The organism is Amycolatopsis arida (genome assembly GCF_900115565.1).
GTDB lineage: Bacteria > Actinomycetota > Actinomycetes > Mycobacteriales > Pseudonocardiaceae > Yuhushiella > Yuhushiella arida.
In genome coordinates this window covers 229,341-241,665 of sequence record NZ_FOWW01000009.1, presented here as the reverse complement: position 1 = coordinate 241,665, position 12,325 = coordinate 229,341, and the positions used below count along the sequence as shown (strand labels likewise).

Here is a 12,325-nt window from a genome sequence, read left to right as displayed (position 1 = left end):
AACAGGGGGCAGGTCGGTGTGGGGGCGCCCACCGGGGAAAGATGGAGCCCGTGACCGAGCTGGCTTACGACGCGCTGCTGTGGCTGTCCTTCGGCGGTCCCGAGGGGCCCGACGACGTGCTGCCGTTCCTGGAGAACGTGACCCGCGGCCGGGGCGTGCCGCCGGAGCGGTTGGCGGAGGTCGCCGAGCACTACCGGCACTTCGGCGGCGTGTCCCCGATCAACCGGCTCAACCGCGAGGCGATCGCCGCCGTGGAGAAGGAGCTGGCGGCGCAGGGCCGCACGCTGCCGGTGTACTTCGGCAACCGCAACTGGCACCCGATGGTCGAGGACACCCTGGCCAGGATGGCCGCGGACGGCGTGCGCCGCGCGCTGGTGTTCCCCACCAGCGCCTACGGCGGCTACTCGGCGTGTCGGCAGTACGACGAGGACATCGCGCGGGCCAGGGCCGCCGTGGGACCGGACGCCCCGGAGCTGACCAAGCTGCGCCAGTTCTTCGACCACCCGCTGTTCGTCGGCGCGTTCGCCGACGCCGTCCGCGCGGCCCGCGCCGAGCTGGACGGTGTCGAGGTGGGCGGTGTCGAGGTGGGCGGTGCCGAGTTGGGTGGTGCCGAGCCGCGCACGGTGTTCGTCGCGCACTCGGTGCCGGAGGCCGCCGACCGCGCCGCGGGACCACCGGCCGAGGGTGGTCGGCGATACTCCCGCCAGGTCGCCGAGGCCGCCCGACTGGTCGCCGCCGAGGTCGGGATCACCGACTTCGACGTCGTCTGGCAGTCCCGGTCCGGGCCGCCGTCGGTGCCGTGGCTGGAGCCGGACGTCGTGGACCACCTCGACACGCTGCACGCGGGCGGTGTGCCCGCGGTGGTGGTGTGCCCCATCGGGTTCGTGTCCGACCACCTCGAGGTGGTGTGGGACCTGGACAACGAGGCCGCGGAGCGGGCCGGCGAGCTCGGAATGGGCTTCGCCAGGGCGGCCACCCCGAACGGCGACCCGCGCTTCGCCGAGCTGGTCGTCGAGCTGGTCCGCGAGCACGTCGCTGGCGCCGAGCCGCGCAAGCTCTCCGCCCTGCCGGCCGCCGGCTGCACGGTCAACGGTGCCCCGTGCGCCCCCGACTGCTGCCTCCCGTCTCGGCCGCGCTGATCCGCGACCGGCTCAGGGGCGGGGATCGGCTTGCTCGCTGAACACCCGGACGGCCTCGGCCACGGCGGCGCAGCGGGCCCGGCGCACCGCGTCGGCCAGCGGCCGCAGCGCCGCGGCCCGCCGGCCCGCGGCGGAGGCGGACATCGCGCCACCGGGCTCGTCGGCCGCGGCGAGCGCGAGGATCGCGCCGACCTCGTCCGCGCGCTGCAGCACCCGCAGCGCGCGCCCCGGGGTCCGCGGTGGCCAGTCCAGTCGCGGCCGTGCGCGCAGCCGGGCGGACAGCTCGTCGCGCACCCCCGGCCGCTCGCGGGCGACATCGAGGGACCGTAGCTCGCCGGCGCTCACTCGGATGGCCTCGGTGAGGTCGTGCTCAGCCTCACCGAGGCCCACGTGCTCGGGCGGGACCGGCGCGGCCATCGGGTACACGGTCCAGCGCAGCAGCCCTTCGGCCACCGGCTGGGGCACGGCGCCGTATCCCGCCGACGGGAACACCGTCGCCTCACCGGCCTTCAGCGCGGCATCGGTCAGTGGTCCCGGCCCGCCGAGCCCGCGCACGTCGCCGGCTACCGGGAGCACCAGCCGCGCGCCGTGCGCGGCGAGTCGGCGCAGCACCGTGAGCAGCTCGGCCGGCGGCGCGGGCACGGAGCCGGCCACCGGGAGCCCGAGCGCGTCGGCGGTAGCCGGGTCCGCGGCGACCACCTCGTGCGCCTCACCCCAGGCGAGCAACGCGTCGAGGGTGTCGTCGGCGGCCGCGGCACCGCCCAGCCAGGCGGCGGACCAGACGGAGAGGGTGGCACTGGGACAACACACGCCGACCCAGCGTACAGCCGCGTGACGACCGTCGAGCGTCGACCGAGCGCCAGCGAGGGAGGAGCGGAGACGGGAGGAGCACGGCCATGAGGCGGGTGGAGCTGCTCCACGTCGACGGCGACCGGATCGATCAGTAGCGTCGAAGGCGTGAACGTGAACGAGGTTCCGGCGCACCTGCCGCGCACGGTCGGCGAGCTGCGCGCCGCCGGCCACCGCCCGCGGAGCGTGAAGGCGGAGATCTCCGACAACCTGCTCGCCGCGCTGCGGTCGGGCGCCGACCCGTGGCCGGGCATCGTCGGCTTCTCCCGCACGGTGCTGCCCCAGCTCGAACGCGCGCTGCTCGCCGGGCACGACGTCGTGCTGCTCGGTGAGCGCGGGCAGGGCAAGACCCGGCTACTGCGCACCCTCGCCGGGCTGCTGGACGAGTGGACCCCGATGATCGAGGGGGCGGAGCTGGCCGAGCACCCGCTCGCGCCGATCACCCCGGCCTCGATCCGCCGTGCCGCCGAGCTGGGCGACGACCTCCCGGTCACCTGGCGGCACCGGGACGAGCGCTACACGGAGAAGCTGGCCACCCCGGACACCTCGGTCGGCGACCTCATCGGCGACGTCGACCCGGTCAAGGTGGCCGAGGGGCGCGGCCTCGGTGATCCCGAGACCATCCACTTCGGACTCGTGCCGCGGTCGCACCGCGGCCTCGTGGCGATCAACGAGCTGCCCGACCTCGCCGAGCGGATCCAGGTCGCGCTGCTCAACGTCATGGAGGAGCGGGACATCCAGGTCCGCGGCTACACGTTGCGGCTGCCGCTGGACGTGCTGCTCGTCGCCACCGCCAACCCGGAGGACTACACCAACCGCGGCCGGATCATCACCCCGCTGAAGGACCGGTTCGGCGCGGAGATCCGCACCCACTACCCGCTCGACGTCGCCGCCGAGGTGGCCGTCGTCCGGCAGGAGGCGCGGCTGGCGGCCGAGGTGGGCGACCCGCTGCTGGAGGTGCTGGCCCGGTTCGTCCGCGACCTGCGCGAGTCCACCGTGGTGGACCAGCGCTCCGGCATCTCCGCCCGGTTCGCCGTCGCCGCTGCCGAGACGGTCGCCGCCGCCGCGCTGCGCAGGGCGGCGCTCACCGGCGAGGAGCCGGCCGTGGCCCGCCCGGTGGACCTGGACGCGGTGCCCGCCGTGCTCCGCGGCAAGGTCGAGTTCGAGCCGGGGGAGGAGGGCAGGGAGACCGAGCACCTGGTGCACCTGCTGCGCCGAGCGGTCGCGGAGACGGCGCGGGAGCGCTTCGCCGGACTGGACCTCACGCCGCTGACGCACGCCGTCGCCGACGGGCACCTCGTGGCCACCGGGGAGCGGGTACCGGGCCGGGAGGTCCTGGCCGCACTGCCCGAGCTGCCGGTGCTGCACGAGGTGGCGCAGCGCGCCGGCGTCGGTGCCGACGAGCCGCCCGGCCGGATCGCCGCCGCGGTGGAGCTGGCGCTGGAGTCGCTGTACCTGGCCCGGCGGCTGGCCAAGGACGCCGACGACCACACCACGGTGTACGGGCCGTGACCACCGTTCCCGAGGGCTACTCGTACGGGCCGTGGCACGACGGTCCCGACCCGCTGGCGCCGCCGGCCGACCTGCGCGACGCGCTGGACGAGATCGGCCGGGACGTGCTGGCCGGGTCCTCGCCGCGGTCGGCGCTGGAGGAGCTGCTGCGCCGCGGCACCCGCGGCACGCCCGGTCTGGACGAGCTGACCCGGCGGGTCTGGCGGCGGCGTGCGGAGATCCAGCGCCGGCACCGGCTCGACGGCACCCTGCGGGACGTGCGCCGGCTGCTCGACGATGCGCTGGACGCCGAACGCGCGGCGTTGTTCCCCGACCCTGGCGACGACGCCCGGTTCCGCGAGGCGCGGCTCGACGCGCTGCCCACCGGTACCGCGGCCGCGGTGCGGGAGCTGGCCGACTACGACTGGGTCTCCGAGCGGGGCAGGGAGAACTACGACCGGCTGCGCGAGCTGCTCGGCCGGGAGCTGCTGGACGCGCGGTTCTCCGGGATGAAGGACGCGCTGCGCCGGACCACGCCGGAGGACGTCGAGCGGGTCAACCAGCTGCTCGCCGACCTGAACGCCCTGCTGGCGGCGCACGCCCGAGGGGCGAAGGACATCGACGAGCGGTTCGCCGAGTTCCTGCGCCGGCACGGCGAGTTCTTCCCGGAGCGGCCTCGCTCGGTCGAGGAGCTGATCGACGTGCTCGCCGCCCGCGCGGCCGCCGCGCAGCGAATGCTCAACTCGATGACCGCCGAGCAACGGGCGGATCTGGCCGAGCTGGCCCGGGAGGCGTTCGGCGACCCGCGGCTGGCCCAGCAGCTGTCCACTCTGGACGCCCAGTTGCGGGCGTTGCGGCCGGGGGAGGACTGGACGTCGTCCGCCCGGTTCCGCGGTGGCGACCCGCTCGGGCTCGGCGACGGGATGCGCGCGATGACCGAGCTGGCCGAGCTGGACGCGCTGGCCGAGCAGCTCGCCCAGTCCTACCCGGGGGCACGGCTGGAGGACATCGACGCCGACGCGCTCGCCCGGCAGCTCGGCGCGGACGCCGCGGTGGACGCGCGGCGGCTGGCGGAGTTGGAACGGGAGCTGCGCGCGCAGGGGCTGTTCGAGCGGGGGGCCGATGGATCGCTGCGGCTGTCGCCGAAGGCGTTGCGCCGGCTGGGCGAGACGGCGCTGGCCGACGTCGTGCGGTCGCTGCGGGGGAGGGCCGGCGAGCGGGATACCGCGTCGGCCGGGGCGGCCGGGGAGCCCACCGGGACGAGCCGGCCGTGGCGGTTCGGCGACACCCAGCCGTGGGAGGTCTCCCGCACCGTGCGCAACGCCGTGCTGCGCACCGCGTCCCGCGGCGGTGGCGTGGTGCGGCTGGACGTGTCCGACGTGGAGGTCGCCGAGACCGAGCACCGGGCGCGGGCGGCGGTCGCGTTGTGCGTGGACACCTCGTGGTCGATGGTGCAGGAGGGGCGGTGGCTGCCGATGAAGCGGACCGCGCTGGCGCTGCACCAGCTCATCGCCACCCGGTTCCGCACCGACGCGCTGCAGCTCATCACGTTCGGCCGGTACGCCACGCCGGTGGAGCTGGCCGAATTGGTGGGCATGGAGGGCACCTGGGAGCAGGGCACCAACGCGCACCACGCGCTGCTGCTGGCCGGCCGCCACCTGCGGCGGCATCCCGACGCCTTGCCGGTGGTACTGCTGGTCACCGACGGCGAGCCCACCGCGCACCTGGACCGCGACGGGACCGCCGAGTTCGCCTACCCGCCGGCGCCGCGCACACTCGCGGCGACGCTGGCGGAGGTGGACCGGCTGGCGAAGCTGGGCGCGGCGGTCACCGTGTTCCGGTTGGGCGACGACCCGCGGTTGACCGGGTTCGTGGACCTGCTCGCCCGGCGGGCCGGCGGCAGGGTGCTCGCGCCCGACGCCGACGGGCTCGGCGCCGCCGTGGTGGGCGACTACCTGCGAACCCGGCGGGCGGGGTGAGCGGCGCTAGCGCGGCTCCGCGGGCAGCCGGTAGCCGCGGGCGATCTCGACGTCGAGCACGCCGGACACTCGCTGCAGCGCGGCGACGCCCGCCTCGTCGACGGAGCCGGTGACGACGCCGAGCGCGTCGAGCACGTCGTCGATCGTCATGCCGGCCGCCCGCAACCGGGCGACCACCTCGGGAAGCTGACTGTCCGCCACGGAAACGATCACGTCGCGACTGGCGTTGCCCATGGGATTCCTCCACCCGGTCGATCCCGCATACCGAGTGTAGCCGCCCGGGGCAGCCCCACGCCGTGTCCGCGCGCTATGGACACGTCTCCGCGCCGTGCGACGCGAACACGTGCGCACGGACCGCGGACACAGCGGGGGGTCAGCGGGGGGCGCGGACGAGGCCGGCGCCGACGTCGGTGGACGGCAGCGGCGAGCGGTGGGCCGACTGCCCGAGCCGGGCCCACAACTCCCAGCCCCTGGCGTTGTGGTGCTGGGCGAGCAGCGCGGCGACGCCGGCCACGTGCGGGGTGGCCATGCTGGTGCCGCTGATGGTGCGGTGCCGGGCGGGCATCGGCCAGGCCGAGTGCACGTCCACGCCAGGGCCGACCACGTCGACCGCCCGCTCGGGATCCACCGAACCGCAGGAGAAGTCGGCGATCTCGCCGTGCGCGTCCACGGCGCCGACGGCCATGATCGACGGGCAGTTCGCCGGGTGGCCGACCGGGGCGATCCGGCCGGCCCGCCGGCTGCTCTCGTTGCCCGCGGCCGCGATGAGGAGCGTGCCGCGGGCGACCGCCCTGCGGGCGACGCGCTCGAACACCGGCGAGTGCGGGTCGCCCGGCCGCACCGGTGCGCCCAGGGACATCGACACGATCGGGCAGCCGTGCCCGATCGCCCAGGCGATCCCGGCGAGGATGCCGCCGTCCGTGCCGGAGCCGGCGTTGCTGAGCACCTTGCCCACGTAGATCTCCGCCTCGTACGCGACGCCGTAGCCCGGCCCGGTGTCCGGCTCGCGCGGCCCGCACGCGGTGCCGATGCAGTGCGTGCCGTGCCCGTGGCCGTCGGACACCTCCTCGCCCGGCACGAACGACCGGCTCTCCACCACCCTGCCGGCGAAGTCCGGGTGCTCGGCGTCGAACCCGGTGTCCAGCACCGCCACCCTCATGCCGGCGCCGGTGGCCGGGCTGTCCGGTGCGCCCACCGCCTGCAGGCCCCAGGTGAACGTGGTCTCGTCGACCTCGGCGGGCGGCGCGGGCGGCGCGGTCGGCGCGGTCGCGATGGCGTGCACCGTGCGCTCCCGCTCCACGAACGCGATGGGACCCCGCTCCCTGGTCGCCCTGGTGAGCGCCTCGACCTGGTCGGCGCCGGCCACGACCACCGCGACCCCCAGGTCGTGCAGCACCAACCCGTCGCTACCCGGCAGCACGGCCGTGGACTCGCCGGCGATGTCGGCGGTGCTCGCGGTGCGCAGCCCGGCCACCCTGGTCATCGTCCTGGCGCCCTCGTCCGCCGCGTCGTCCTCGAGCAGGACCAGGTACCGTCCGGTGCCCTCCACCGTGCCCGTCATGGCCGCCACCTTCTTCGCCTCGGGAATGGGAGTGCTTCCAGGATCCCTCGTGGAGGCGCGAATGCGACAGGCCCGAAGTCACCATTCGGTTGCGATCAGCTACGGAGAGTCAGAAACGCGCGAGTACGCCACGATTCGGGCACCCCCTCCGGGTACCAGGGTGATGTGCCGGCCCTTGGTCGGCTCGGGTCGTGGCCGGTCCGCCGCGAGCCGGAACCTCGCCAGCACGGCCCGCAGCACCACCGTGGCCTCGAGCAGGGAGAACCCGGCGCCGAGGCAGCGGCGCACCCCGCCGCCGAACGGCAACCAGGTGCCGGTGGCCGGGCCGTCGCCGAGGAACCGCTCGGGCCGGAAGTCGTCGGGATCGGTGTGGTGCGCCGGGTCAGCGTGCACCAGGGCGATGGAGGGTGCCACGGTCGTGCCCGCGGGAATGCGGAAGCCCGCGATCTCGACGTCCTCGGTGAGCCGGCGGGCGACCTCGGCGATCACCGGGCGCCGGCGCAGCGATTCCTTCGCGACGGCCTCGAGGTAGGTGTCCGCCCTGTCACCGCCCTCGTCGGCGGCGCGGGCGGCGCGGGCCTGCCGGTCCGGGTCCCTGGCGAGGTCGTGGAACGCCCAGGCCAGCGCGGTGGCGGTGGTCTCGTGCCCGGCGAGCAGCAGGGTGACCAGCTGGTCGCGCAGCTCCGCGTCGGACAGCCCGGCCGAGGACTCCGACTCACCGGGCACGCGGAGCAGGCGGGACAGCACGTCGCCGCGCTCGGCGAGGTCGCCCCGCTCGGCGGTCCGGCGCCGTTCGGCGATCTCCGCGTACAGCAGCTCGTCGACCCGCCGCATCCGCTCCTCGTTGCGGCGCCAGCGGCCGAACCGTTGGAGGGTGGCACTGTGCCAGCCGACGATGTCGAACGGGCCGATGTCCACGACCTGGCGGAGCAGCGTGCGCAGCTCGTCGAGGCGCCCGCCGTCGGCCATCCCGAAGACCACGCGCAGGATGACCTCCAGGGTGAGCGCGTGCATGCTGTGGTGGCTGGGGAAGGGCCGGCCGACCGGCCAGCGGGCCACCTCGGCCTCGGTCAGCCGCTCCACCATATCCCGGTAGCCGCGCAGCGCGGCACCGCTGAACGCGGGCATCAGCAGCTTGCGGGCGCGCAGGTGCTCGTCCTCGTCGGTGATCAGCAACGAGTGCTCGCCCATCACCGGCTTGAGCACCATGTTGCCCTCGCCGGCGTGGTAGACCGTGGTCGGGCCGGCGAACACCGTCCGGATGTGCGCGGGGTCGGCGAGGATCACCACCTCGCGCTCGGGGTAGATGCGCAACCGCACCACGTCGCCGTAGCGGCGGCGCAGCGCGGGCAGCCACCAGTGCCGGTGGAAGGCGAACAGCACGCTCTGCACGGTCAGCGGCAGCCTCGGTCCCGGCGGGGTGAGGGAGGTGGGGCGAACGTCCGAGAGGGTCATGGGGGACCTCCGGGAGTCGACACTAGACACGCGTTTTATACACCCGTATAGAACGGTGTGTCCAGGGGTGCGGGCTAGGCTGGGCCGGTGGGTCATCGCGACGACTTGCTGGCCGCCGCGCGGCGCCTGCTGGAGGAGAAGGGCTACGCGCGGATCACCGCGCGCGACCTGGTGGCGGCCTCCGGCACGAACCTCGCCTCGATCGGCTACCACTTCGGCTCCAAGGAGGGGCTGCTCAACGAGGCCATCGGTGAGGTGGTCGAGGAGTGGACCGAGCAGCTGGCGGAGACCGCCATGGCCGACCCCGCCGCCTCGCCGATCGAGCGCGGCCGCGTCGCGTGGGCCTCGCTGTTGCGGGGGCTGCCCGGCAAGCGTGCCCTCCTGCTGTCCTTCGTGGAGGCGCTGGCGCAGGCCGAGCGCGCGCCGGCGCTGCGCGCGCAGTTCGCCGAGCAGTACCGCCGGGTGCGGGCGAAGGTGGCCGGGTTGGTCGCCGAGTCGCTGGGCGGGGACGCGCGGCCGGACGACCCGCGCTGCGAGGCGGTGGCCAGCTTCGTCGTCGCCATCTGCGACGGGTTGGCGACCCAGTGGCTGCTCGACCCGGCCGGCGCGCCCACCGCGGAGGAGCTCTCCGCCGGGCTGACGATGCTGTGGTCGGCGTCCTTCCCCGGTGCGGAGCCACCGAAGGCGGACTGACGCCACTGACCGCCGGCCACCTCGGGGAGGGACGGGCGCGCCCGTGCCGGCGGCACCTAGTGTTGACCTATGCAGTCCTGGACCTCCACCTCCCCGCCCCGCGTGCCCGGCACACCCCGACCTCTCCGGCTCCACGACACCGCGACGGGACAGCTGCGGCCCATCGCGCCGGGCCGGGTCGCCCGGATGTACGTCTGCGGCATCACCCCCTACGACGCCACCCACCTCGGCCACGCGGCCACCTACCTCGCGTTCGACCTCGTGCACCGGCTCTGGCTGGACGCCGGGCACGAGGTCCACTACGTGCAGAACGTCACCGACATCGACGACCCGCTGCTGGAGCGCGCCGAGCGGGACCAGGACGACTGGGTGGTGCTCGGCATGCGGGAGACCGCGCTGTTCCGGGAGGACATGGAGGCGCTGCGGGTGCTGCCGCCACGGGACTTCGTCGGCGCGGTGGAGACCATCCCGGAGATCGTCGAGGTCATCGGCAAGCTGCTCGCCGGCGGCGCGGCGTACCGGCTCGAAGACCAGGAGTATCCGGACGTCTACTTCGACCACCGGGCCACCGGGCGGTTCGGCTACGAGTCCGGTTACGACGCCGAGACGATGGCCACCCTGTTCGCCGAGCGGGGCGGTGACCCGGACCGGGCGGGCAAGCGGCACCCGCTGGACGCGTTGCTGTGGCGCGCGGCACGGCCCGGTGAGCCGTCCTGGGAGTCCGAGCTCGGGCCCGGCCGGCCCGGCTGGCACATCGAGTGCAGCGCCATCGCGGTGAACCGGCTGGGCATGGGCTTCGACGTGCAGGGCGGCGGGTCGGACCTGGCGTTCCCGCACCACGAGTTCAGCGCCGCGCACGCCGAGGCGCTGTCCGGGGAGCACCCGTTCGCCCGGCACTACGTGCACGCCGGCATGATCGGCCTCGACGGCGCGAAGATGTCGAAGTCGCGCGGCAACCTGGTGTTCGTGTCCCGGTTGCGGGCTGACGGCGTGGACCCTTCGGCGGTGCGGCTGGCGCTGTTCGCCGGGCACTATCGCGGCGATCGGGCGTGGACCGCCGAGCTGCTGGACCGGGCGCTGACCCGGCTGGCCCGGTGGCGGGAGGCGGTGGCCCTGCCGGCCGGGCCGCCCGCCGCGGCCGTGGTCGACCGCCTGCGCGACCACCTCGCCGACGACCTCGACACCCCGGGTGCGCTGGCGGCGGTGGACGCGTGGGTGGACGAGGCCCTGCGCCGCCGGGGCGGTGCCGACGCGGCCGACCCTGCCGCGCCCGCCCTGGTGCGCGACGCCGTCGACGCCCTGCTCGGTGTCGACCTGCGCTGAGTCCCGCTGTGCTGAGTCCCGCTGTGCTGAGTCCCGCTGTGCTGAGTCCCGCTGTGCTGAGTCCCGCTGTGCTGAGTCCCGCTGTGCTGAGATGCGCCGGCCGGCCGCTGAACTTCAGCGGCCGGCCGGGGTGACCGGCGCTGGCTCGCCGGCGACCCGGCCGTCCGTGAGCGCCAGCGTTCGGCCGGACCAGCCGCGGCGCAGCCAGCGGTCGTGCGAGGCGAGCACGACCGCGCCCGGCGTGGCGTCGAGCGCGTCGAACAGCTCCTCGGCCAGTGCCAGTGAGATGTGGTTGGTGGGCTCGTCGAGCAGCAGCACGTGCGGCGGGTCGGCGATCAGGGTGGCCAGCGCGAGCCGGCGCCGCTGACCGACCGAGAGCGTGCCCACCGGCTGGTCGAGCTGGGCCGGCGGCAGCAGGCCGAGCTCGGTCAGCGGCGGAGCGTGCGGGCCGGCAGCGGCCGCGTAGATCCGCCGCGGGGTGCGGTCCTGGCTGGCGAACCGGACGTCCTGCTCCAGCAGCGCCACCCGCAGCCCCGGGCCCCGGTGCACCACGCCCCTGGCCGGGCGCAGCCGCCCGGCCAGCACGGACAGCAGCGTGGACTTGCCGGCGCCGTTGCCGCCGCTGACCAGCACCCGGTCGGCCGAGGTCACGTCCATCCGGTCGACCCGGAGCCGGCCGGGCACGTCGACGTCGTGCAGCGACACGGCGAGCCCGCGCTCGCCGGCGGCGGTGGTGAGGCTTCCGGCGAAGCGCAACGGCCGCGGAGGCCGGCGGACCTGGTCGCGCTCCAACTCGGCCAGCCGCTGCCGCGCGTCGCGCACCCGGCGGGAGATCTGCCGCTGCACGCGGCCGGCCTTGTAGTCGTAGGCCATCTTCGCGTTGTCCCGCGGGCCGCGCGCATGGTTGATGTCCCGCGCGGTGATCGCGGCGACGTGCCGTAGCCGGGAGAGCTCCTCCTGCTCGGTGGCGTACCGCTGCTCCCAGCGGGCCCGCTCGGTTCGCTTGTGCCGCAGGTAGTCGGAGTACCGCCCGCCGTACCGGGTCGGGCCGCCCAGAGCCGGATCGAGGTCGACGATGTCGGTGCACACCGCGTCGAGGAACACCCGGTCGTGCGAGGCGAGGACCACCGCGCCCGGCAGCGCCGCCAGATGCCGTTCCAGGAACGCCGTGGCGGCGTCGTCGAGGTGGTTGGTCGGCTCGTCGAGCAGCAGCGCCTCCGGCTGTCGGACCAGCAGCGCGGCCAGCGCCAGCCGGGAGCGTTGCCCGCCGGACAGGCTGCCGAGCGACCGGTCGGGGTCGACCTCGCCCAGCCCCAGGCCGGCGCGGGCGAGCTCGGCCCTCCGGTCGGCGTCCCACGCGTCGTGGGCCTGGACCCACTCCAGCACCCGGCCGTACTCGGCGAGCGCTGGCTCGTCGCCGGGGTTCGCGGCGAGCCGCTCGGCCAGCTCGTCCAGCAGGGCGGTGGCCGCGCGGATGTCGGCCAGCGCGTCGTCGAGCACGTCGGCCACGGTCGCGGTCGGTGGGAACGGCAGCTCCTGGACCAGGTGGCCGACGTCCCCGGTGCGGTGGACCGTGCCGGCGCGGGGGGTCTCGAGGCCGGCCAGCAGGCGGAGCAGGGTGGACTTGCCGGCGCCGTTCTCGCCGACCAGGCCGATCCGGCGGCCGGGGGCGGCGATCAGCGACAACCCGTCGAACAGCACGCGGTCGGCGTAGCCGAAGGCGAGGTCGACGGTACGCAGGGTGGGGGACATAAGCATCACCGGTCCGGAAGGAAAAGGGGCGGAACCCGCCGGGCAGGTTCGTCGCGGGAGCGGGGCTCGACCACGACGGGCCT

10 protein-coding genes are annotated in these 12,325 nt (G+C 75.2%); 5 read left to right on the top strand and 5 right to left on the bottom strand.

The genetic code is table 11. The annotated features are described in order from the left end of the window. Positions 1-59: 59 nt before the first annotated feature. Positions 60-1,139 (top strand): ferrochelatase, encoded by a 1,080-nt coding sequence (locus tag BM051_RS23395; protein ID WP_092534554.1) that lies wholly within the window; start codon positions 60-62, stop codon positions 1,137-1,139. Positions 1,140-1,151: 12 nt separating this feature from the next. Here the strand turns inward: BM051_RS23395 and BM051_RS23390 are convergent, their stop codons facing one another. Continuing rightward, a complete protein-coding gene (locus tag BM051_RS23390; protein WP_092534419.1) occupies positions 1,152-1,949 on the bottom strand; it encodes a hypothetical protein in 798 nt (265 codons plus the stop codon). Positions 1,950-2,102: 153 nt separating this feature from the next. On the opposite strand from BM051_RS23390, the gene BM051_RS23385 reads away from it, so the two are divergent. Next, entirely contained in the window at positions 2,103-3,500 is a 1,398-nt protein-coding gene (locus BM051_RS23385) for a sigma 54-interacting transcriptional regulator (RefSeq protein WP_092534551.1), read from the top strand. Beyond that, a complete protein-coding gene (locus tag BM051_RS23380; RefSeq protein WP_092534416.1) occupies positions 3,497-5,458 on the top strand; it encodes a vWA domain-containing protein in 1,962 nt (653 codons plus the stop codon). Before BM051_RS23385 ends, BM051_RS23380 begins: the two co-directional genes overlap by 4 nt. Before the next feature lie 6 nt (positions 5,459-5,464). On the opposite strand, the gene BM051_RS23375 is transcribed toward BM051_RS23380, so the two are convergent. From BM051_RS23375 to BM051_RS23365, 3 genes are all read right to left on the bottom strand, one after another. After that, positions 5,465-5,692, bottom strand: a complete 228-nt coding sequence (locus BM051_RS23375; protein WP_092534413.1) for a hypothetical protein — start codon at positions 5,690-5,692, stop codon at positions 5,465-5,467. Positions 5,693-5,831: 139 nt separating this feature from the next. Continuing rightward, complete coding sequence (locus tag BM051_RS23370) at positions 5,832-7,019, bottom strand: S8 family serine peptidase (protein WP_092534410.1); 1,188 nt, start codon at positions 7,017-7,019, stop codon at positions 5,832-5,834. A gap of 99 nt (positions 7,020-7,118) precedes the next feature. Next, positions 7,119-8,474, bottom strand: a complete 1,356-nt coding sequence (locus BM051_RS23365) for a cytochrome P450 (RefSeq protein WP_092534407.1) — start codon at positions 8,472-8,474, stop codon at positions 7,119-7,121. 87 nt (positions 8,475-8,561) lie between these two features. Between BM051_RS23365 and BM051_RS23360 the strand changes: the two genes are divergently transcribed. Continuing rightward, complete coding sequence (locus tag BM051_RS23360; RefSeq protein WP_092534404.1) at positions 8,562-9,167, top strand: TetR/AcrR family transcriptional regulator; 606 nt, start codon at positions 8,562-8,564, stop codon at positions 9,165-9,167. Positions 9,168-9,236: 69 nt separating this feature from the next. Then, a complete protein-coding gene (mshC, locus tag BM051_RS23355) occupies positions 9,237-10,490 on the top strand; it encodes a cysteine--1-D-myo-inosityl 2-amino-2-deoxy-alpha-D-glucopyranoside ligase (RefSeq protein WP_092534401.1) in 1,254 nt (417 codons plus the stop codon). Between the two features lie 114 nt (positions 10,491-10,604). Here the strand turns inward: mshC and BM051_RS23345 are convergent, their stop codons facing one another. Continuing rightward, positions 10,605-12,242, bottom strand: coding sequence for an ABC-F family ATP-binding cassette domain-containing protein (locus BM051_RS23345; RefSeq protein WP_092534398.1), 1,638 nt, complete (start codon positions 12,240-12,242; stop codon positions 10,605-10,607). Positions 12,243-12,325 lie beyond the last annotated feature (83 nt).